Consider the following 21,806-nt stretch of genomic DNA (forward strand, 5'->3'; position numbering starts at 1 on the left):
CCTCAAGGGTCTAGATACGCACGTGACAAAGCCGTTCGGCGCTCAGGGCGTCAGCATGCGGTCCTGCTCCACCGGCGGTGTCCCGCCGTGCCAGTCCAGGGCCTTGCCGAAGCGGACCAACTCGCCGTAGAGGGCCGGATCGACGCGCTCGGCGAAGACCAGGTCGAGTACGGCGCGGGCGGCCTGCGCGGGGGACTGGGCGTGGCTGTAGTCGCTGAACCAGGGCCGGGACGTGGCGGTGTCGACCATGCCGGGGCACACGGAGGCGATCAGCGTGCCGGTGGCGAGGTCGTCCTCGCGGCGTTCGGCCGCGACCGCGCGGACGGCGGCGACCTGGGCCACCTTGGAGGGCACGTTCAGCCAGAGTGGCCAACCCGCTTCCGCGGTGGCCTTGTTGTGGACGGCGCCGCGCCAGGACTCGACGGCGTGCTCGACCTGGTCCAGGCTCGCGCCGTCGAAGAGGTGGTGCAGCCGCGGGTCGAGATGCCCGAGCGTGCCGAGGGTGCTGGCCACGACGAGCAGCCGGCCGCCCGGGCGCAGCACGGGACCGAAGGAGCGCAGAACCGCGTGCGTGGCGGTGTTGGAGACATCGATGAACTCGTCGGCCCGCTCGGCCTGCGAGTCCTCGGGCAGCACACGGGCGATCGCGTTGGAGATGACGACGTCGACGCCCCCGTACCGGGCCTGGAGCTCCTCGGCGAGACGCGTGACGGCGTCGGTGTCGGCGACATCCAGGACCCGGCCCTCGACACGGGCACGGGTGTCGGACAATCGGGCGACCTCGCGGGCGGCGTCCATGACGCGCCGGTGGTTGCGGCCGGTGAGCAGCACCAGGTCGTCCGGGGCCATCCGGGCCGCGAGCCCTTCGACGAGGGCGCGGCCCAGCCCCTGGTTGGCGCCCGTGATGAGGGCGATGCGGGAAGCGGTCATGCACGCCACGCTAGAAACCCGGTGTCCATGAGTCCAACGAGAGTTCGGCACGTCTGCTATGCGTAAACGTCATGGACTTCACGGATGTCTCGCTGACCGCACTGCGCGTCTTCCGCGCCGTCGCCGAACAGGGCACCTTCACCGCGGCCGCCGCCTCGCTGGGCTACACCCAGTCGGCGGTCTCCCGCCAGATCGCCGCGATCGAACGGGCCGCGGGTGCGGAGCTGTTGGAGCGGCGGCGCGACGGCGTACGGCTCACCGCGGCCGGCCGTGTCGTCATGCGTCGCGCGACGGTCGTCCTCGACGAGATCGAGGCGACCGCGCGCGAACTGTCCGGACTGCCCGGGCAGTCCGGCACGGTCCGCCTGGGCTGGTTCCCCAGCGCCGGCGCCGTCCTGCTGCCCAGGGCCCTGGCCGCGCTGCGCCGCACCGACCCGGACCTGAACGTCGTCGGACGCGAAGGCAGCACCCCGGCCCTGGTGCGCGCCCTGCGCGCCGGCAGCCTGGACCTCGCCCTGCTCGCGTCGGCCCCGCCGTTCCGCCCGCCGGACGCCGAGTCGCCCCCGCTGGAACTGCACACCCTCGGCGAACGCGCCCTGCGCCTCGCGGTGCCGGTCGGCCACCCGCTGGCCCGCGGCGACTTCGTCGACGTCGCCGACCTGCGCGGGCAGCGCTGGATCGCCGGCACCACGTCCGGCGAGGACCGGCTGATGGGCGTATGGCCCGGCCTGGACGAGCGGCCCGAGATCGCCCACACCGCCCGCGACTGGCTGGCCAAGCTCCACCTCGTCGCCGCCGGCTGCGGCCTGACCACGGTGCCCGCCTCGCTCACCCCCGCCGCGCCACCGGGCGTCCGCGTCCTGCCCGTGCGCGGCGGCCCCCAGGAGCAGCGACGTCTGCTCCTGGCGCGCCTCCCGCACCCGCCGACCGAGCCGGCCACCCGGGTGGCAGCCGCCCTGCGCGCGGCGGCCCTCGACGCCGACACGCCACCCAGTGAGTCAGCTCCCTGACGCTGCGGCGCCGAACTCCGGGACTTCCTCAGCCGACGGTCCCTGCCGTGCGCGGTGGCAGGAGGACGGCTCAGCCCGAGGCGGACGTGAGGATCACGAGCTGCTGCGTCGCCCGCGTCATCGCGACATAGCGGTCGACCGCGCCCCCGACCCCCTCGCCGAACTCCTCCGGGTCGACGAGGACGACCAGGTCGAACTCCAGCCCCTTCGACAGCCCCGGGCTCAGCGAGCGCACCCGGGACGTCGCCGGGAACGTGGGGTCACCGATGACGCACGCGACGCCGTCGTCGTTGGCGGCGAGCCAGGTGTCGAGGACCGAGTCCAGATCGGAGACGGACCCGTGCACGACAGGGATGCCGCTGCTGCGCACGGACGTCGGCACATTGGCGTCCGGGAGCGCGGCCCGGATGGCCGGCTCGGCCACCGCCATGACCTCTTCCGGTGTCCGGTAGTTGATGCTCAGGGAGGCCACCTCGATCCGGTCGAGCCCGACCCGCGCGAGCCGCTCCTGCCACGACTCGGTGAACCCGTGCCGGGTCTGGGCGCGGTCCCCGACGATCGTGAAGCTCCGCGACGGGCAGCGCAGCAGCAGCATCTGCCACTCCGCGTCGGTGAGTTCCTGCGCCTCGTCCACGACGATGTGCGCGAACGGCCCGGCCAGCAGGTCCGGTTCGGTGCCGGGCAGCACGGACTCGTCGACCAGGCTGTCCTGAAGGTCCTGTCCGCGCAGCATCGTCACCGCGCCTTCGCCGTCGTCGTCGGCCGCGATCACGTTGGCGATGACGTCGGACATGCGCGCACGTTCGGCGGCCATGGCGGCCTGCTGCCGACGCTTGCGCACCGCCGCCTTGGGGTCACCGAGCCGCTGCCGTGCCGCGTCCAGCAGCGGCAGGTCGGACACCGTCCACGCCTGGGCGTTCTCGCGCTGGAGCGCGCGCACCTCCTCGCGGCTCAGCCAGGGAGCACACATCCGCAGGTAGGCGGGCACCGACCACAGGTCGGAGACCAGGTCGGCCGCCTCCAGCAGCGGCCACGCGCTGTTGAGGGTGTCGACCAGTTCCTTGTCGTTCTGCAGTGACCTGCGGAACGCGTCGGCCGGTATGTCGCCGCCGTGCTTGTCCATGAGGATCGCGACCAGCTCGTCCCAGATCAGGTCGCGCGCTTCGTTGTGCGGGGTGCTCGGCCCGGGTGCGTCGAACGCCTCGGCCCAGTCGGTGGCGGTCAGCCGGACGTCGGCCCAGTCGGTCGAGACCGTCATTCCCGCGGTGGGCGGCTCCTCGTAGAACCGGACGGCCTTCTCGATCGCCTTCACCATGTCCGCGGACGACTTCAGCCGGGCCACCTGCGGGTCGGTCTCGGCCGCCGCCGTGGCTCCCTCGGCGACGAGGTCCCGCACGGTGCAGGTCTGTACGCCCTCCTCGCCCAGGCTGGGCAGCACATCGGCGACGTAGGCCAGGTAGGGCTGGTGCGGGCCGACGAACAGCACGCCGCCGCGCCGGTGGCCGAGGCGCGGGTCGGAGTAGAGCAGATGAGCGGTGCGGTGCAGCGCGACGACGGTCTTGCCCGTGCCGGGACCACCGTCGACGACGAGCGCGCCGCGCGAACCCGCGCGGATGATGGCGTCCTGGTCGGCCTGGATGGTGGCGAGCACATCGCGCATCCGGGACGAGCGGGTGCTGCCCAGGCTGGCGATGAAGGCGGACTGGTCGTCGAGCGCGGCGTGCCCTTCGAGACCGTTGGTGGTGAACACCTCGTCCCAGTAGTCGCCGATCCGGCCGCGCGTCCAGCGATACCTGCGGCGGCTCGCCAGACCCATCGGGTTGGCGTGCGTGGCCGCGAAGAACGGCTCGGCGGCGGGGGAGCGCCAGTCGAGCAGCAGCCGACGGCCCTCGCTGTCGGTGAGGCCGAGTCGTCCGATGTACACGGGCTCGGGGTCGTCCGCGCTGACGATGTGCCCCAGGCACAGGTCCAGGCCGAAGCGGCGCAGGGCGCGCAGGCGCCCGGTCAGCCGGTGGATCTCCACGTCCCGGTCCATCGCCTCCCGGCCCAGTCCGCCCGGCGCCCTGCGCAAGTCGTCCAGACTGTCGGAGAGTTCAGCGATCGCCTGGTCCAGGCTCTCCGCGATGGCCGCGAAGTGCCGCTCGTCGGCGGCGATCAGCGCCGGGTCGGCCTTGGGGGAGAGACGGTCGGGAAGGTCGAACGCGCTGGTGGTCAGGAGACTCAAGTCGGTGACATCCATTTCGCAGATTCCGGGGTCAGGGGAGTGATTCTGCGGGAGGACGGGGGCCTTGCCGCAAGCCCCCCAGTGCGCTATAAGTTAAGAGTGGCAAGGAGTGGACGACCTCCTTGCCTTTCCTTTTGCGCCGACTCGGGTGGTGCGGGGGTACGTCCTGTTGCCAGGACCCGATCTCATCCGGAGGCGTCAATGGCCGTTCGCCGTGTCATGCCCATCATCCAGTCGGAGGCCGCGCAGGAGAACCGGGAGTTCTACGGCCTGCTCGGCTTCGAGGAGGTGATGAACCTCGGCTGGATCATGACCCTTGCCTCGCCGACCACCCCGGCCGCGCAGGTCAGCATCATGACCGGTGACAAGACCGCCCCGGTCACCCCCGACATGAGCGTCGAGGTCGACGACGTCGATGCCGTCTATACGGCTGTGCGCGACAGCGGCGCGGAAATCGTCCACCCTCTGCAGGACGAGGAGTGGGGAGTACGGCGGTTCTTCGTCCGCGACCCGAACGGCCGCGTCGTGAACGTGCTCAGCCACCGCTGACGCCGTTCACCTCAACGCCCCGGCGTCGGCCCCTCACCCCAGAGCCAGCGGAAGCCTCGCGGCGGCCCCGCCCAGCGCGGCCCTCTCCGCGTCGGTCGGTGTGCGCCGCCCCGTGGCGATCAGCAGCGCCTCCTTGTCGGACAGGGAGGCGGGGAACGAGGTCCCGGCGATCTTCTCCAGCAGGATGCGGGTCGCCGCGAGGGTCTCGTCGGGCGGATCGGCGGCCGACGGCAGATGGGCGATCAGGTCGAGGTGGTGCAAGGTCCATTCGAGTACGTACGCGGACAGGAAGTCGCCGACGGTCATCACCTCGCCCTGCGTGCTCACGCGGGCGGCGGGGTCGGCGAGTTCGGCGGCGCGGCCCGCGGCGGAACCGACGTCGTCGAAGTGGAACTTGAGCCACCGCGGCTCGCCGTAGGCCGCGGCGAGCCGCGGGACCAACGCCTCGGGCGGACCCTCCTCGGCAGCCGAGTCGGTGGGCCGCCAGTAGGTGACCGCGTCCACGGTCGGCTCCGTCCCCGCGGGCGTGACCAGGGTGATCAGCACGTCCTGGGCGCCGATGACCAGGTGGCACACCAGGTCCCGCACGAGCCAGCCCGCACAGCCCGACGGCTGCTCGAAGTCCTCGTCCGCGATATCGGCGACAGCCGCGCGCAACGCCGTCCAGGAACGGGAGAAGAGATCCACCGCCGCACGGTATTGCGGTACCGGAGGGCAGGACAAGCGCATGGGGCCGTACGGCCCGCCCGACGGCGAAGTCCGGCCGGAGCGTCGCCCCGCCGGCCGGACCTCAACAACTTCTCCACGCGTTACGGCACGACGTAACCGGCCTCTTCCAGCGCCTCGGTGACGGCGTCGGGGCGGTTGGTGATGATGCCGTCGGCACCGGCCTTGGCGAGGGACACGGCCTGGGCCGGGTCGTCGATGGTCCAGGTGTAGTTCTGCAGGGGCCGGCGGTGCGGGCCGGTGAGGGCGTGGACGGCGTCGTAGTAGGCGGCGTCGGCGGCCCAGGTGTTGATCTGGTCGGCGAAGGGCGTGTACTTGGGGAGGTCCGCGACGGCCGGCTTGCCGAGGAAGCCGGTCTTTACGTCCGGGCGCAACTCGTGCACGGTGCGGATGCAGTCCGCGCTGAAGCTCTGGATGACGAGCTTGGCCCTGACATGGCCGCTGTCGAGCCAACCGAGGGCCTTCAGCTCGCGCAGGACCTCCTTCTCGATACCGGGGTAGAGCTCGGGCGCCTTGATCTCAAGGACGAGCGCCTGGTGGTTGTCCTCGACGCGGTTCATGTACTGCTCCAGCGTCGGCACGCGCGCGCCGGTCCACTGCGCACCCTTCCAGCTGCCCGCGTCGAGCTTCTCTATCTCGGCCAGCGTGAAGTCGCGCAGGTTCCAGGGGGCGCGGTCGGGGAAGACCTGCTCGACGTCGGTGGTGCGGGCCAGGTTCGTGTCGTGCAGGACGACCAGCTCGCCGTCCTTGGTGCGCTGCACGTCGTTCTCCACCCAGCGCACGCCCATGTCGTGCGCCGTGTCGACTGCCTCAAGGGTGTTCTCCGGGGCGGCCGCCGAGGCACCCCGGTGCGCGATGACGGCGACGGCCGTCGCGTCCTCGGACCGGACGGTGGAGTCGGCGACGGCGTGCGGGGCGACGCCCAGCGACAGCAGGGTGAGAGCTGCGAGGGGGCCGACGGCGGCGGACAGAAGCGTACGGCGGGACATGCGTCCTCTTTTCCGTGCGGGGAAACCGACGTGCCCCAGCCTCGCCGCCCCAAGTACGTGTAACAAGAAGGCAAGTAGAGGCGCGGTGAACCCTGCACGGACGGCAAGTGGTTCAACTGTCCCGAAGCGAAGGAGGGGGATCGCGCGGAGTTGGCTCAGTGAGCCTCCGCCAACTTGAAGTCGCAGGTCAAAGGGCTGGTGTGACAGCCGTTGAGGGTGCTCACACTGGTCATGGGCAGCAGTTCGCAGAGTAGATCGTCTGTCAACCGGCAGATCGCCGACAAGTGGCAGATACCGCTCTGGGGCCTCAGAAGGATCCTCAGCCCGCGTTTCCCCGATGCACAGCCCCCAGCGCGGGCCTTCATGACCGAGGACAACTAACGAAGGATCCAGACCCACTACTCACAGGGCCTGACTCCCACGGAGACTGGCGCTGCTTCCTCGACAACCACGACGCCTGGATCCCCCTGCCCACCATCACGGCGCTCTACATCACCTTCGCTCCAGAATCCCAGGCAGCCGACCCCGCCGACGACGAGTGAGTAACACACGGTCACATCCCCGAACTTGAGTAGAGCAGCCGAGCGACGCCCTCCTTGGCGATCCTGTATCCCCTCGGCCTGCAGCCGATCAACGCCCGGCACCCTATAACTGTTGAGGTTTCCGGCCGCGTGGCAGCACCAGACGATAGGTGACCCGTCGCCGTGAGACGCGACGCACGGAACGAGACAACGGATCGCCCGAGGTGCGTCACCGTCCCAGCTGTTCCGGGGAGGCAGCCCGGTCTGCCCGTCGCCGGCCGCGTGCGCATCAGGACCGGAGCCCGCCTCGACGCCGAAAGGACCGGACACATGCTCGCCCTTATGGACTCTGAGGCCCCCGCCCTTGCCCAGGGAACGCTTGCTCTCCGCCCCGCTACTTTGAAGAGCGGCCCAACCACCGGTACCCGCAGGACTACCCACCGCCCCGCCACGTTGAAGGGCGGCCCAAGCACCGGTAGCCGCAGGACTGTCCACTGCCCCGCCACGTTGAAGGGCAGCGGCCCGAGCATCGGTACCCGCAAGCCTGTCCGCCACCCCGCCAAGCTGAAGGGCGGCTCCCCTGGCCTCGGTACCCGCAGGCCTGTCCGTCACCCGGCGACCGCGAAGGGCACCCCAGGCGCCGGTAACCGCAGGATTGTCCGCCACCCGGCCACGCTGAAGGCCGGTTCGGGTATCGGTGGCCGCCGGGCCGTCCGCCACCACGCCACCACGAAGATCACCCCCGGCGTCGGCAGTCGCAGGCCCGTCCGCCGCCCCGCCACGTTGAAGGCCAGTGGCCCGAGCGTCGGCACCCGCAGGGTTGTCCGGCGTCCGGCCACATTCAAGGGCGGCCACCCTGGCGTCGGTACCCGCAGGACCGTCCACCGCCCCGCCACCGCGGAGGGCCATCCGGGCGTCGGTACCCGTAAGCCTGTCCACCGTCCCGCCACGTTGAAGGGCATCCCGGGTGTCGGCAGCCGCAGGGCTGTCCGCAACCCCGCCACGCTGAAGGGTGGCGGTATTGGCGTCGGTGGCCGCAGGGTTGTCCGCGTCCCGGCCACGTTGAAGGGCACCCCGGGCGTCAGCGGCCGCGCTGTCACTTTGAAAGGCGGTTCCGGCGTCGACAGCCGCCAGCCCGTGCGCCACCCCGCTACTGCGAAGAGCACGCCTGGCATCGGTAGCCGCAGGATTGTCTGCTACCCCGCCACCGCGAAAAGCGGCAGTGGGGGCATCGGCTCCCGCAGGATTGTCCGCCGTCCCGCAACGTTGAAGGTTGGTTCCGGCGTCGGCGGCCGCCGGGCTGTCCGCTACCCCGCGACCGCGAAGGGCAGTGGCCCGAGCGTCGGCACTCGCAGGACGGTCCGTCACCCCGTGACCGCGAAGGTCACCACGGGCGCCGGCACCCGCAGGACCGTCGGCCGCCCCGCCACCGCGAAGACTGGCGGCGGGGGCATCGGCAGCCGCAGGGCTGTCCCTCGCCTCGTCACCTCGAAGGGTGGCGTCAGCATCGGCGAGCGGTCTCGCAGGTCCATTCCTGTTGGGACGAGCACGCTCTAGCCAGCGTCGGTTGCGGCTGGTGGCAGTAGACGGGAGGGAACGGATGGGGAATCCGCCGAACACGGTGGAGCGGTGGGAGGGCCTGGAGTGCGCCGCGCAGCTCGATGTCGTGCTGCCGATGTACAAGGAGAACCGGCCAACTGCCCATGATCGTCCCCGTCGCCAAGGGCGGCTACGGCTACGACCGCACACCCGGCTGGAACGCCGCATGGAAGGCGGTGCCGGCCTGGGACTCGGCGTACTTCGTCATCCCGTGGGAGCTGCACCGCTACTACGGCAACAGCAGCCTGTTCGCCCCGCTGTACGACCACCAGGACACACTCCTGACGTACTACGAGACGCTGTTCACCGCCGAGAACGGCTACCGGTTCGAGGCCTCCCTCGGCGCCTACTCCGGTGCCGAGGACCCCGGCAGCAACGCCGTCATCAGCCTTGCCTTCTACATCCACTTCTGCGACTACATGGACAAGGTGGGCCGCATCCTCGGCCGCACCGAACGCGCCACCCACTACGGGCGGTTGGCGCGCACCCTGCGCCGGGCGTTCATCGCGCACTACTGGGACGCTTCGAGGGGCTGCTTCACCCAGGGCAGCATCTCCGGCGAGAACGCCATGGCCCTCGCCTTCGACCTCGTGCCCGGCTCGGACCTGAGCCCCGACGACCCCCGCCACCTGGCCGGCACGAAGACGCTCGCGCAGAACGAGAAGGCCCTCGCCAAGCTCCTCGCCGACCGGATCGTGGCCGCGGACCAGCACATCCAGAACGACATGTACGGCTCGCGCTACGAGTTCAACATCCTGAGTGAGTACGGGTACACGGACGTGGCGTTGCAGGCCGTCACCCAGACCGGCATGCCCGGCTATGTCCACCAGATCGCCAAGGGCGCCACCTCGCTGTGGGAGCAGTGGACCGACCGCCTCTCCGTCAACCACCACTACCGCTCCAACGTGGCCACCTGGTTCTACCAGTCCCTGGCCGGCATCGGACCGACCTCGACCGCCTACGAGACGCTGCGCATCCGCCCGTACATCCCCACGGTCGCCGTCAACAGCCGCGTACCCAAGGACACGCAGGACACGGACCTGGACCCCGCGACCCTCGATCACGTCAGCGCCTCGATCGACACCGTGCGCGGCACGGTGTCCAGCGAGTGGTGGCGCCGCGCGGACGGCCGGATCGAGCTGGCGGTCACCGTCCCGTACAACACCGAGGCCGAGATCTGGGTTCCCACACAGGACCGTCCCGTCACCGCGCCACAAGGGGTCACCTTCCTCCGTAACGCCACGGCCGGGGGCGCGGCCTACCGGGTCTACCCGGCCCGGGCGGGTGCGTACCGCTTCAACGCGCGTGAACTGCCGTGCCGGAGCGGGATGTTGGGCCCGGCGCGGCATCCGCATGCTCAGCAGGCCGAAGTGGGCTGGTGCAGTCGGCCGTCGTGGACCTCCGCGATCCGGTCCGCCGCGGTGAGGTGGGTGCGGTCGTGGGTGACCAACACGGTTGCGGTGGCCCGCTGGTGGGTGAGCCGGGTGATCAACTCGATGACGGCGGCCCCGCGTTCGTGGTCGAGGGCGCTGGTGGGCTCGTCGACCAGCAGGACCGTGGGGTCGTTCATCAGGGCGCGGGCGATGTTGACGCGCTGGCGCTGGCCGCCGGAGAGCTGGTGGGGGCGTCGTCCTGCCTGGGGTGCCAGGCCGACGGCGTCCAGCAGTTCCATGGCCCGGCCGCGGGCCCTGGCCGGGGACCGGCCGTCGATCCGGGCCATGACCTGGAGCTGTTCGACGGCGGTGAGTGAGGGCAGCAGGTTGGGCTGCTGGAAGACGATGCCGATCGTGCGGCGGCGCAGATCGGTGAGGCGGCCGCGGGTCAGTCCGGCGGTGGTGGTGCCGCCGACGGTGACCGTGCCGGAGTCGGGGGCGATCAGCGTCGCGGCCACGGCCAGCAGGCTGGACTTGCCGGAGCCCGAGGGGCCGACCACGGCCGTCAGACTGCCCGCGGGCACGTCCAGGGTGACGCGGTCCAGAGCGGTCAGCCGGGTGTCGCCGTCGGGGTAGGTGAGGGTGACGTCGCACAGGTGCAGGCTCATCGGGCGCTCCCCAGGGCGGTCAGCGGGTCGACGGAGGTGATGCGGCGGATGGACAGGGCAGCCCCGAGCGCGCCGAGCAGGATCATCACGGCGGCCGGTACGAGGACGGTCGCCGCCGTGAGGACGAAGGGGACGGCCGAGCCGGCGACCAGGGCACCCACGGCGACGGCGATGGCGGTGCCGAGAAGAGTGCCGCCGACGAGCAGGACCACGGCCTGGCCCAGGGCGTCCTTGAGCAGATGGGAGGTGGGGGCGCCGAGGGCCTTCAGGACGGCGACGTCGCCGCTGCGCTGGATCGTCCAGACGGTGAAGAAGGCGCCGATGACCAGCGCGGAGATGGCGAACAGGAAACCGCGCATCAACTGGAGCGAGCCGTTCTCGGAGGTGTAGGAGCCGATCGCCGACAGCGAGTCCTCCTTGACGACCGTCCGGGTGCCCGCGGCCGCGTCGGCGGCCCGCACATCGGCGCCGGGCGCGGTGTCCAGGGCGATCACGGTCGCGGCCGGTCGGTCGCCGTCGCCCGTGGCCGGCGCGGCCCGCCGCCAGACGTCGAGGCTCGTCCAGACGACCGGGGTGTGGCTGAAGGAGGCGTCGCCGGCCACGGCGACGACCGTCAGCTCCTGTCCGGCCAGGCCTACCGTGTCGCCGGAGCGCACTCCGAGGGCGTCGGCGGCCGTACGGGACACGATCACCGACGGCCCGTCGAGCCCGCCGCCGTCCGGGGTGAGGCTCGAACCGGGCCGGACGCCGAAGACCGAGACCCCGGCGCTCGTGGCACCGGCGGTGGCCCTGGTGGTCGTGATGCCCAGGGGCTCGGCGCCGGTGACGCCGGGTGTCGCGGCCCACCGCCGCCACTGCTGTTCGGTGACCGTGGAGTCGGCGAACGACAGGTCCTGCCCCTCGCCGGGCGCGCCGAAGGCGATCCGGTCGGCGGGCAGGCCGGTGATCGCGGAGATGTTCTGCCGTTGCAGCCCCGCGGTGAGCCCGGACAGCAGGCCGACCAGCAGGGTGATCAGCACGATGACGGTTCCCATCAGGGCGAAGCGCCCCTTGGCGAACCGGAGATCTCTCCAGGCGACGAACACGGCGTTGGCTGCCCTTTCCGGCGGTGGAAGCGGTAGGCCTCAACCGTCGCCGCCGGCCCCGTGCGCGGGCATCCGGCAAGGGACGTCACTTCGCGGAACGGAAGGCGCCACACGGGTTGCAACTTTCGATGGAGGCCCGAAGCGGCTTCGCCTCCTTAGAGTGGAAGGACTGTGAACACCGCCGCTCCCGCCCTGACCCCGACCAGCCGGGCCCTGACCTGGTGCCTGCACCTGCTGATCGTCGCCCTGCTCGCCCTGGCCGCGGGCCGGGCGGTGGCGGACAGCCGACCGCACACCGCACTGATCGTCGCCGTGGCGGCCGTATGCGCGCTGACGTACGCGGCCGGCCCGCTGCTGCCCCCGATCCGCCGCTCCCGGCCCGCCGCGGCCTGGTGGCTGGCCGCCGTCGGGGCCGTATGGCTGGTGCTGCTCGCCCTGACCGCCGACGGGGTGTGGCTGGCCTTCCCGCTGTACTTCCTCCAGCTCCATCTGCTGCCGCGCCGGGCCGCCCTGCCCGCCGTGGCTGCGACGGCGCTCGCCGCGATCACCGCCTATGCCGCCCATGAGGGCTCCTTCAGCCCGGCCATGGCCATCGGCCCCGCGCTCGGCGCCGCCGTCGCGGTCGCGGTGGTGTGGGGATACCAGGCGCTGTACCGGGAGAGCGAACACCGCAGGCGCCTGATCGAGGAGCTCACCACCACCCGCGCCGACCTCGCCCAGGCGCAGCACACCGCCGGAGTGCTGGCCGAACGCGAGCGTCTGGCCCGCGAGATCCACGACACCCTCGCCCAGGGACTGTCCAGCATCCAGTTGCTGCTGCGCGCAGCCGAACGCGCCCTGCCCGACCGGCCCGACGTCGCCGCCCGCCATGTCGTACAGGCCCGCCAGGCCGCCGCGGACGATCTCGCCGAGGCCCGCCGCTTCGTCGCCGCCCTCACCCCGCCCGCCCTGGACGGCACCACCCTGCCGGACGCGCTGGCACGCCTGTGCGCCACCACCAGCGCCCGGCACCGGCTCACCGCACGCTTCCACCTCACCGGCGACCCGGCCCCGCTGCCCACCGCGCACGAGGTCGCCCTGCTGCGCATCGCCCAGTCCGCGCTCGCCAACACCGTCCGCCACGCCCACGCCACCACGGCCGAGATCACCCTCGGCTACCTCGGCGACCACGCCGTCCTGGACGTCGTGGACGACGGCACCGGCTTCGCCCCCGACCAGCTGCCCGCCCCCGACCCCGAAAACGGCGGCTTCGGCCTGGCGGCCATGCGCGCCCGTATCCAGGCGCTCGGCGGCACCCTCACCGTGGACTCCGCACCCGGCCGCGGCACGACCCTGACCGCCCGACTGCCCCTCACCCCACCCGCCGAGACCAAGAACGAGCCCGAGGCCCGCCCGTGACCGACGCCCCCATCCGTCTCCTCCTGGTCGACGACCACCCCGTGGTCCGCGCCGGACTGCGCGCCGTCCTGGAGACCGAGCCCGGCCTCGCCGTGGTGGCCGAGGCCGCCACCGCCGAGGAGGCCGTCACGCGCGCCGCCGCGGGCGACATCGACGTCGTACTGATGGACCTTCAGTTCGGCAGGGGCATGAACGGCGCCGAGGCCACCGCGGCGATCACCGCACGACCGGGCGCACCGCGCGTCGTCATCGTCACCACCTACGACTCCGACGCCGACACCCTGCCCGCCATCGAGGCCGGAGCCACCGGCTACCTCCTCAAGGACGCCCCGCCCGAGGACCTGGCCGCCGCCGTGCGCACCGCCGCGGCCGGCCGCACCACCCTGGCCCCCGCGGTCGCCGACCGGCTCATGAACCGCCTGCGCACACCCGGCACCACCCTGACCCGGCGCGAGACCGAGGTCCTCGGACTGGTCGCGGAGGGTCTGTCCAACCAGGCCGTCGGCCAACGCCTCCACCTCACGGAGGGCACCGTGAAGTCGCACCTGGCCCGCATCTTCACGAAGCTCGACGTCGACTCCCGGACGGCTGCGGTGGCCACGGCGATCGACCTCGGGCTCATTCGCCGCTGAGGTCGTGGCCGCTGGAGGACTGCAGTGACTGGCAGGTCAGGAGGTGTCTGGCCTGACTTGAGTCCGGACTCGGCGGCACCTCCGCGGCGGCGAGGTGGTCACATCCTGACGCGTTCCTTGCGCAGCAGCGGTCGTACTCGGGCGTCGAAACCGCCCGTACGGAAGGGGCGTTGGAGCAGTCCGGGGCGCAGTTGCCGGGCGAGTGCGGCGGCGATCATGCCCTGGTCGAGGGTGAGTACGAAGTCGCTGACGCGGCCCGTAGTGACGTTCACTGAGTCGCGGAAGCCGTACCGGTCGTCGTAGGCGCCGAAGTCCCGGGTGAGGAACGAGGCGTGCGGGGTGACCACGCCGAGGGAGTCGTAGTCCTCCTCCTGCATGCCGATGGCGTCGACGCCGTACTCGCGGTAGCCGCCCTCGCCGGAGGTAGACCAGGCGCCCCGGTCTATTCCGGCGGCCCAGCCGTCGTCCGCCGCGGCACCAGCGTGGGGGACAGCTTGACCTGGACCGACGGCTTGTTGCGGTCCTCGATCCGCTCCAGCAGAAGGCGGGCGGCGTTCCGCCCCATCTCGCGGCCTGCCTGGTCGACGCTCGTCAGGGAGATCGGACCCAGCGCCGCGAACGTCGTGTTGTCGTAGCCGGCCACCGAGAGGTCGCCGGGCACGGAGAGCCCGGCCTCGGCGATCGCCTCCAGTACCCCCATGGCGACGATGTCCGCCCCGGCGAACACGGCCGTGGGCCGGTCGGCGCGGGCCAGCAGCTCCTTCATGCCGCGGTACCCGCCGTCCTGGGTGTAACTGGTGGAGACGACGTCGATCTCCTCGTCGAGGCCCAGATCCCGCATCGCCTCCCGATAGCCGTCGGCACGTTGTGCGTTGGGCATCTCCGCGATGCGCGTGGGGTCGGTCTCGTGGTGCTCGATGTGGGCGATCCGTCGGTGCCCGAGGCCGGCGAGATGTCGGACGACCAGGGACGCCCCGGTCATGTCGTCGTCCGCCACGGTGTCGTACGCGGGAGAGGTGCCGTGACGGCCCACGACCACCGTCGGTACGAGCGAGGCCACGCGGTCGAGGTGGGAGCGCGGTGAGACGGGCGCGACCAGCACGAGTCCGTCCATGCCCCGGTCGATCAGTGCCTCGGTGACCCGGGCCTCCTCCTTCTCCCCGTTGCAGCCCGGCCCCAGCAGCACCTGGTAGTCGGTGTCCGCGAGGCGGCCGGTGATGCCGTCGAGGATCTCCGGGAAGAAGGGGTTGCGGATGTCGGGCAGCATCACGCCGATGGTGTACGTCCGCCCGCGCAGGCCCCTGGCGGCCGCGAGGGGCCGGTAGCCCAGTTCGTCGATGGCGCGCCGTACCTTCGCGCGCATCTCGGGGCTGGCGCCGTAGGCGTTGCGCAGCACCTTGGACACGGCGGTGGTGGACACCTGGGCGTGCCGGGCCACGTCGACGATGGTGACGCGGCGGGGTGCTGCGGGCGGTTCCATGCGAGTTCCTCCGACGCCGTGGGAAACGTTGCCGCAGAGTGTACGGCTCAACCGGCCGATGAGCGGGTGCCGGGATCATGCCGACCGCGCGGGACGGCCGTAACAATCGCGCAGCGTGCACGGCATCTTGACGTCACGCAGGAGCCTCTCTAAGGTCTGGCACCACCCTTTGGGAAACGTTACCCACTACCTGCCCGGCATCGGGCCACCCTCCGAGAAGCAGGAACCGGCGACTCGGCGACCGGCGAATGGTTGAATCGTTTCAAGGAAGTAGGTCCGCCCGTGAAGGTCGTCCCCGCTCGCCGAGCGCGCACCGCGCCGCCGTGGTGGTTCATGGCACCGGCGCTGCTGCTGTTCGCCTTCGTCGTCCTGGTGCCGAGCGGGCGCGGGGTGTACTACGCCTTCACCGACTGGGACGGCCTCGATCCTCACTTCTCGTTCGTGGGGCTGGGCAATTTCGCCGACATGCTCCGCGACGCCGACGCGAAACAGGCGGTCTGGCACACCCTGCTGATCGCGGTGTCGGTCACGGTCGTGCAGAACGCGGTGGGGCTGGTACTGGCCCTCGGGGTCAACACGGCCATCAAGTCCCGCAACCTGCTCAGGGTGTTCCTCTTCGCCCCGGCCGTGATCACCCCGATCGTCACCGCCTACCTGTGGCGCAATCTGCTCGGCCCCGACGGAGCCGTCAACAGCCTGCTGGGCGCCGTGGGGCTGGACGGCCGGGAGCAGGACTGGCTGGGGGATCCCGACCTCGCCCTCTGGTCTGTGGTCGGCGTCGTCGTGTGGCAGTTCGCGGGCTATTCCATGGTCATCTTCCTGGCCGGCCTGCAGTCCGTGCCCAAGGAGATCCATGAGGCCGCGGCGATCGACGGTGCCGGCCCCGTGCGGCGCTTCTGGTCGGTGACCCGTCCGCTGCTGGCGCCTGCGTTCACCATCAACCTGATGCTGTCGATCATCGGCGGCATCAAACTCTTCGACCAGGTCTACGCGTTGACGGGCGGCGGACCCGGGCACGCCACCGACACCATCTCGACCCTGATCTACAAGGACGCCTTCACGCTGGGCGAGTTCGGCTACAGCATCGCCCTCGCGGTGATCCTCACGATCATCGTCGCGGTCGCCTCCACCGGCCAGTACCTGATGCTGACCCGCAACGAGAGGGCCGCGTCGTGAACCGCTACCGCCCCCGCACCCTCGCCCTCGAACTGGCGATGATCGCCGTCGCCCTGTTCGTCGGCTTCCCGGTGTACGTCCTGGTCAACCTCGCCGTACGCCCGGCCTCGGACACCTCCTCGCCCATCCGGCCGACCACCTCGCCGACGCTGGAGAACTTCACCCACGCCTGGCAACAGGGCTCGCTCGGCGGGGCGTTGGCCAACAGCGTGCTGGTGACGGTGTGCAGCGTCGTCGTCGTGCTGGCCGTCTCCTCCCTCGCGGCCTATCCACTGGCCCGCATCACGGCCCGCTGGTCCAGGGCGACGTACCTGCTCGTCCTCCTCGGTCTGGTCCTGCCCTTCCAGCTGGCCTCGCTCCCGCTGTACCAGACGATGCGCGACCTCGGCCTGCTCGGCACCCCCTGGGCCCTGGTCGTCTTCTACTCCGGCCTGCAAGTGCCGTTCACCGTCTTCCTCTACGTCGGCTTCCTGCGCGCGCTGCCCCGCGACTTCGAGGACGCTGCCCTGATCGACGGCTGCACCCCCCTGCAGGGCTTCCGCTACGTCGTCCTGCCCATGCTCAGACCGATCACCGTGACAGCCCTGGTGCTCAACGCGGTCGCCGTCTGGAACGACTTCTTCACTCCGCTGCTGTACCTCAGCGGCAGCGCGCAACAGACCATGCCGGTCGCGATCGCCGGCTTCGTCGGTCAGTACGTCACCGACTGGAATCTGATCTTCGCCGCACTGGTGATCAGCATCCTGCCCGTCCTGATCGTCTACTTCCTGCTCCAGCGCAGCATCATCAGCGGCTTCGCGGGCGGGCTGAAGGGATGACCCCCGGCTTCTTCTCCGTGAGGGAGACATCATGAAGACACGCACCATCGCCGCCACGACGGCCGCCCTGCTCCTGCTGGCCGCGTGCAGCGGCGGCACCAAGGCGGGCTCCGACGGCGGGAGTTCGAAGACCCTGACGCTCGCCTCGGTCGACCAGGGCTCCATCGAGGACGTCGTCAAAGCGTTCGAGAAGGCCAACCCGGGCGTCAAGGTCCGCTACACCACCAGCGGCGCCGACCAGTACCAGCAGCAGATCCGCACCCAGCTGTCCTCCGGCACCGCACCCGACGTGATGTCGGTGTGGCCCGGCAACGGCAACCCCGCCGCCACTCATGTCCTGGCCGGGCCCGGCTATCTGCGCGACCTCTCGGACCAGGCGTGGGCGGCGAAGATGCCCGACGCGATTCTCAGCGTGGCCCAGTACGAGGGAAAGACCTACAACGCGATCTTCGGGCAGAACGGCATCGGCGCGGTCTACAACCAACAGGCCATGGCCGAGGCCGGACTCACCGCGCCGGACACCTGGACGGAGCTGCTGACCTTCTGCCGGTCGGCCAAGGCCAAGGGGACGCCCGCCTTCGCGCTGGGCAACCAGGACAACTGGGTGACCCAGCTCGTGCTGTACGCCCAGGTCGCCACGACCGTTTACGGCCCGGACCGCGACTTCGACCAGAAGATGCAGGACGGCCGGGCCACGTTCGCGGACTCGGCCTGGGTCACGGCGCTCGACAAGTACCTGACGATGGAGCGCACCGGCTGCTTCCAGAAGAACCCGCTGGGCACCAACTACGAGGCCAGCCAGCAGCTCGCGGCCACCGGGAAGACCCTCGGGATCATCCAGGGCAACTGGGTGATCGCCCTCCTGAAGCAGAAGAACCCCGAGGGCACGTTCACCCTCAAGGCGCTGCCGGCCACCGACGACCCGTCCGAGACTCTCATCCCGGCCGCGGCGGGCGCCGGCTACGGCGTCAACGCCAAGGCGAAGAACGAGGAACTGGCCCTGAAGTTCGTGAACTTCGTGATGTCGCCCGAGGGCATGAACCTGTTCGCCAAGAAGCAGGGCGGCCTGCCCTCCCTCCCCGACACGGGCTACGCGGTCGACCCGTCGCTCACCGAACTCTCGACGTTCATCACGTCGGACCGCACGGTGCCGTTCATGGACCAGCTCTGGCCCAACGCCAAGGTGCAGCAGACCATGCTCAGCGGCCTCCAGGAGATCTTCAGCGGACAGTCCACCCCCGACGAGCTGCTCAAGGCGATGGACGCCGACTACGCGGCCGGTTCCTGACCGGGCCCCCGACCACCCGCCCCTCCGTGGCAATCAGCCACGGAGCCTGTTTGAAACGTATCAATCCCCACGTATCCGTTCCAGGGAGTTCTGCATGTCCATGAATCAGCGCGGTGTCCTGAGCCGCAGACAGGTCGTCGGAAGCATCGTGGTGTCAGGCGCGGGCCTGGCCCTGCCGCTCGCCCCCGTCCTGCCCGCCGGCGCAGCAGCGGCGGACGACTCCGGCGGGGCGACCGTCACCGGCCTGTCGGTCGACGCCCGCACGGACGGGCCCCTCGGTATCGACGACACGGCTCCGCGACTCGGCTGGCGGACGGAGGGCGCGGGCGCCGGCTGGACCCAGGCCGCGTACCGGATCCGCGCCGCGCGCGATGAGCGGCAGCTGCGCGAGGGCCGGTACCTGTGGGACTCCGGCAAGGTCCGCTCCGGCGACCAGAACGACATCCCCTGGGGCGGCCCGCCGCTGGGCTCCCGCCAGCAGGTCGTCTGGGAGGTCCAAGCCTGGAGCACCGACGGTGAGGTGACGGCGTGGAGCCGGCCGGCGACCTGGGAAACGGGTCTGCTCAAGCGCTCCGACTGGGGTGAGGCCCGGTGGATCGAGTACCCCGGCCGCACTCTCGACCAGCCCCTGCCGATCCTCGCGCGCGCCTTCGAGGTCGACGGCCGGCACGGCGCGAGGGTCACCAAGGCACGGCTGTATGTGTCGGGCGTCGGCCTGCACCACGTCCGGCTCAACGGCAGCCCGGTCACCGACGAGGTGCTCGCACCCGGCAACTCCAACTACCAGCTGTCCACGGAGTACCGCGTCCACGACGTGACCCGGCTCGTCCGCCCGGGCGCCAACACCCTGGGCGTCGAACTCGGCCACGGCACCGCACTGGTCACGCGCTCCGTCACCAACCCGGCGACCGGCCGCACCGCGCCGTACAGCTGGTGGCAGAGCCAGTTCAAGGGAAGCGGCACGCTGGTCGCGGCAGCGGCGGCCGGCGCCACCGACGTCAAGGTGAGCAGCGTGACCGGCTACCACCTCGGAGGCACCCTCAACATCGACACCGGTGACGGCGGCGAGCGGCTGGAGTCCCGCACCATCACCGCCATCGGCACCCCAGGCGCCGACGGAACCGGCATCACCTTCGAACCCGCCCTCCGAGCGGCACACACCGCCGGCGCGACCGTCACCGGCTCCGGCAACCCGCTCGCCGGCACCGACCCGAGTGCCGGGGCCGCGGTCACCCCCCGCCTGATCGCCCGCCTGGAGCTGACCCAGGCCGACGGCACGACACGGACCGTCGTCAGCGACCGCTCGTGGAAGGCCGCGCTCGGCCCGACCACCCTCGCCAACTGGTACTCCGGCTCCGACTACGACGCCCGCCGCGAACAGCCCGCCTGGACCGCCCCCGGAGCCGACCTCGGCGAGAGCGCGAAGCGCCGCGACGGCACACCCGTCGGCTGGGTGCGCGCCGGCATCGCCCCGCCCCCCAATCTGACCACCGAGCTCGTATGGCGTGCGGCCGAACCGGTGAAGGTCGCCGACAAGCTCCGGCCGGTCGGCGTGACACAGCCCCAACCGGGCGTCTGGGTCTTCGACTTCGGCCAGAACTTCGCCGGCTGGCCCCTGCTCCGGCTCGACGGCACCGTGCCCGCGGGCACCACGATCAGGATGCGGCCCGCCGAGTCCCTGAACGCCGACGGCACGGTCCACCAGGGGTCCCTCATGGGCGGTGGCGCGGCCCGCGGCACCGACCTCTTCGCCACCTACACCACGTACGGCGACCCGGACGGCGAGAGCTGGCACCCGCAGTTCCACTACTTCGGCATGCAATGGGTCCAGGTGACCGGCCTGCCCTCGGACTACACCCCCACCGAGGACACCCTCACCGGCCTCCAACTGCACGCGGACGTCCCGGCGGCGGGCGACGTGCGCACCTCCGACGACCGGATCAACCGCATCCACCGCATGGCGCGCTACTCGATCATGAGCAACACCATGTCCACATTCACCGACTGCCCCGGACGCGAGAAGCTGGCGTACCCCGCGGACTACCTGCAGCCCTTCGGATCACTGCACCGCACCTTCGGCTACGCCGCCTACCTGCGCACGATGCAACGCCACCTCGCGGAGGGGCAGTCCCGTTCAGGCGACAACATCGGCAACGTCGCGCTCAAGGCCCCCGTGTACGACTGGGGTTACACCGGCCGCTTCGGCGACGAGATCAACTGGGGCGACGGCATCATCCTCACGCCGTGGCTGCTGTACGAGACCTACGGCGACACCCAGACGATGGCCCGCTACTACCCGCAGATGCAGGCGTTCCTGAACTACATCAGGACCCGGAAGGCAGGGACCGGCGCCAACGCCTACCTCGTCGACGCCGCCCTGGCCGACTGGATCGCCGCCGAGAACACCTCCGGCCGCATCACCGGCACCTGGGCGTACCACCAGATCGCCGACCGCATGGCAAGGATGGCCAAGCTGATCGGACGCGACGGCGACGCGAGCGAGTACCGCAACCTCGCCTCCAACATCAAGCAGGCCTTCAACGACGCCTTCTACAACCGCACCCTCGGCCGCTACACCAGCCAGGGCGACCAGGGCACCGCCGGAGCGACGCAGGCCGCGCAGGCGCTTGCGCTCGACGAGGGGCTGGTACCCGAGGGCGAGCGTGGGCGGGTCCTCGACGCGCTCGTCGAACTGGTCAACGGATACCAGCCGTTCGGCGGCGGCCCGCACTTCAGCGGCGGAACGATCGGCCTCGCGCCCATCGTCCGGGCCCTGATGGACGGCGGCCGCGACGACGTGCTGTGGAACGCGCTCCGGGAGGACACCCGTCCCGGTTACGGCTTCTTCATGGCGCCGACCACCGCCAACCCCCAAGGGCTGACGACCCTTCCCGAGGAGTGGGGGATGGGCAACTCCAAGAACCACATGATCCTGTTGCAGATCGAGGAGTGGTTCCACAGCGGCCTGGCGGGCATCCGGCAGGCGCGCGGCTCCGCCGGCTACCGCGAGCTGGTCATCGACCCGCGGGTGGTCGGCGACCTCACCCACGTGGAAGGCGGCTACCGCACACCGCAGGGCGAGGTCACTTCGGAGTGGACCCTCAGGAACGGCACCTTCCGCCTCAAGGTCCAGGTGCCGCCGAACACCACGGCCGAGGTGCGGGTGCCGAGCGGGGACGGAACGCCGCTCACGGCCGGCGAGGGTGCGGAGTTCCGGCGCAGCGAGGGCGGCCGGGCCGTGTACCGGGTCGCGTCGGGGACGTACGTGTTCACCGCGCGGGGCGTGCGTGCGGCGTCGTAGCGTCCTCAGCGGCTCCGGCGGGTGTTGAGCCGGGCGGCC

At 71.1% G+C, this 21,806-nt stretch carries 15 protein-coding genes and 2 pseudogenes; 9 read left to right on the top strand and 8 right to left on the bottom strand.

Annotated elements, in window-relative coordinates:
• Positions 1 to 42: 42 nt before the first annotated feature.
• Positions 43 to 930, bottom strand: a complete 888-nt coding sequence (locus AB0Q90_RS24690) for an SDR family NAD(P)-dependent oxidoreductase (protein WP_363161539.1) — start codon at positions 928 to 930, stop codon at positions 43 to 45.
• 71 nt (positions 931 to 1,001) lie between these two features.
• Between AB0Q90_RS24690 and AB0Q90_RS24695 the strand changes: the two genes are divergently transcribed.
• Positions 1,002 to 1,940, top strand: coding sequence for a LysR family transcriptional regulator (locus AB0Q90_RS24695; protein WP_363161540.1), 939 nt, complete (start codon positions 1,002 to 1,004; stop codon positions 1,938 to 1,940).
• Positions 1,941 to 2,010: 70 nt separating this feature from the next.
• On the opposite strand, the gene helR is transcribed toward AB0Q90_RS24695, so the two are convergent.
• Complete coding sequence (gene helR, locus AB0Q90_RS24700; RefSeq protein WP_363161541.1) at positions 2,011 to 4,164, bottom strand: RNA polymerase recycling motor ATPase HelR; 2,154 nt, start codon at positions 4,162 to 4,164, stop codon at positions 2,011 to 2,013.
• A 201-nt stretch (positions 4,165 to 4,365) separates the two neighbouring features.
• On the opposite strand from helR, the gene AB0Q90_RS24705 reads away from it, so the two are divergent.
• Positions 4,366 to 4,713: a VOC family protein gene (locus AB0Q90_RS24705; RefSeq protein ID WP_363161542.1), complete on the top strand. Its 348-nt coding sequence runs from the start codon at positions 4,366 to 4,368 to the stop codon at positions 4,711 to 4,713.
• A gap of 33 nt (positions 4,714 to 4,746) precedes the next feature.
• Here the strand turns inward: AB0Q90_RS24705 and AB0Q90_RS24710 are convergent, their stop codons facing one another.
• Positions 4,747 to 5,400 (bottom strand): maleylpyruvate isomerase N-terminal domain-containing protein, encoded by a 654-nt coding sequence (locus AB0Q90_RS24710; protein ID WP_363161543.1) that lies wholly within the window; start codon positions 5,398 to 5,400, stop codon positions 4,747 to 4,749.
• A gap of 122 nt (positions 5,401 to 5,522) precedes the next feature.
• Positions 5,523 to 6,428 carry a glycerophosphodiester phosphodiesterase family protein gene (locus AB0Q90_RS24715; protein ID WP_363161544.1) on the bottom strand — a complete coding sequence of 302 codons (906 nt, stop codon included), beginning with the start codon at positions 6,426 to 6,428 and terminating at the stop codon, positions 5,523 to 5,525.
• A gap of 2,224 nt (positions 6,429 to 8,652) precedes the next feature.
• Between AB0Q90_RS24715 and AB0Q90_RS24720 the strand changes: the two are divergent.
• Positions 8,653 to 9,741, top strand: a pseudogene (locus AB0Q90_RS24720) (alpha-L-rhamnosidase C-terminal domain-containing protein); the annotation flags it as partial.
• Between the two features lie 164 nt (positions 9,742 to 9,905).
• Here AB0Q90_RS24720 and AB0Q90_RS24725 read toward each other — a convergent pair.
• Positions 9,906 to 10,589 carry an ABC transporter ATP-binding protein gene (locus AB0Q90_RS24725; protein WP_363161674.1) on the bottom strand — a complete coding sequence of 228 codons (684 nt, stop codon included), beginning with the start codon at positions 10,587 to 10,589 and terminating at the stop codon, positions 9,906 to 9,908.
• A complete protein-coding gene (locus AB0Q90_RS24730; protein WP_363161545.1) occupies positions 10,586 to 11,674 on the bottom strand; it encodes an ABC transporter permease in 1,089 nt (362 codons plus the stop codon). The genes AB0Q90_RS24725 and AB0Q90_RS24730 overlap by 4 nt, the downstream gene beginning before the upstream one ends.
• Before the next feature lie 171 nt (positions 11,675 to 11,845).
• Between AB0Q90_RS24730 and AB0Q90_RS24735 the strand changes: the two genes are divergently transcribed.
• Together AB0Q90_RS24735 and AB0Q90_RS24740 are read left to right on the top strand one after the other, a co-directional pair.
• Entirely contained in the window at positions 11,846 to 13,072 is a 1,227-nt protein-coding gene (locus tag AB0Q90_RS24735) for a sensor histidine kinase (RefSeq protein WP_363161546.1), read from the top strand.
• Positions 13,069 to 13,704 (top strand): response regulator transcription factor, encoded by a 636-nt coding sequence (locus tag AB0Q90_RS24740; protein WP_363161547.1) that lies wholly within the window; start codon positions 13,069 to 13,071, stop codon positions 13,702 to 13,704. Before AB0Q90_RS24735 ends, AB0Q90_RS24740 begins: the two co-directional genes overlap by 4 nt.
• A gap of 98 nt (positions 13,705 to 13,802) precedes the next feature.
• Here AB0Q90_RS24740 and AB0Q90_RS24745 read toward each other — a convergent pair.
• Positions 13,803 to 14,120: pseudogene (locus tag AB0Q90_RS24745) on the bottom strand (hypothetical protein); the annotation flags it as partial.
• Positions 14,121 to 14,146: 26 nt separating this feature from the next.
• The gene (locus AB0Q90_RS24750; RefSeq protein ID WP_363161548.1) at positions 14,147 to 15,184 is read right to left on the bottom strand and encodes a LacI family DNA-binding transcriptional regulator; all 1,038 of its coding nucleotides are present in this window, start codon (positions 15,182 to 15,184) and stop codon (positions 14,147 to 14,149) included.
• 282 nt (positions 15,185 to 15,466) lie between these two features.
• Here AB0Q90_RS24750 and AB0Q90_RS24755 point away from each other — a divergent pair, with 282 nt between their 5' ends.
• The 4 genes from AB0Q90_RS24755 (at position 15,467) to AB0Q90_RS24770 (ending at position 21,767) form a co-directional block, all read left to right on the top strand.
• Positions 15,467 to 16,360, top strand: a complete 894-nt coding sequence (locus tag AB0Q90_RS24755; RefSeq protein WP_363161549.1) for a sugar ABC transporter permease — start codon at positions 15,467 to 15,469, stop codon at positions 16,358 to 16,360.
• Entirely contained in the window at positions 16,357 to 17,178 is an 822-nt protein-coding gene (locus AB0Q90_RS24760) for a carbohydrate ABC transporter permease (protein ID WP_363161551.1), read from the top strand. The genes AB0Q90_RS24755 and AB0Q90_RS24760 overlap by 4 nt, the downstream gene beginning before the upstream one ends.
• A gap of 31 nt (positions 17,179 to 17,209) precedes the next feature.
• Positions 17,210 to 18,466, top strand: a complete 1,257-nt coding sequence (locus AB0Q90_RS24765; RefSeq protein WP_363161553.1) for an extracellular solute-binding protein — start codon at positions 17,210 to 17,212, stop codon at positions 18,464 to 18,466.
• Between the two features lie 94 nt (positions 18,467 to 18,560).
• Positions 18,561 to 21,767 carry a family 78 glycoside hydrolase catalytic domain gene (locus AB0Q90_RS24770; protein WP_363161554.1) on the top strand — a complete coding sequence of 1,069 codons (3,207 nt, stop codon included), beginning with the start codon at positions 18,561 to 18,563 and terminating at the stop codon, positions 21,765 to 21,767.
• Positions 21,768 to 21,806: the final 39 nt, after the last annotated feature.

The organism is Streptomyces sp. NPDC079141, from assembly GCF_040686775.1.
Classification (GTDB): Bacteria; Actinomycetota; Actinomycetes; order Streptomycetales; family Streptomycetaceae; genus Streptomyces.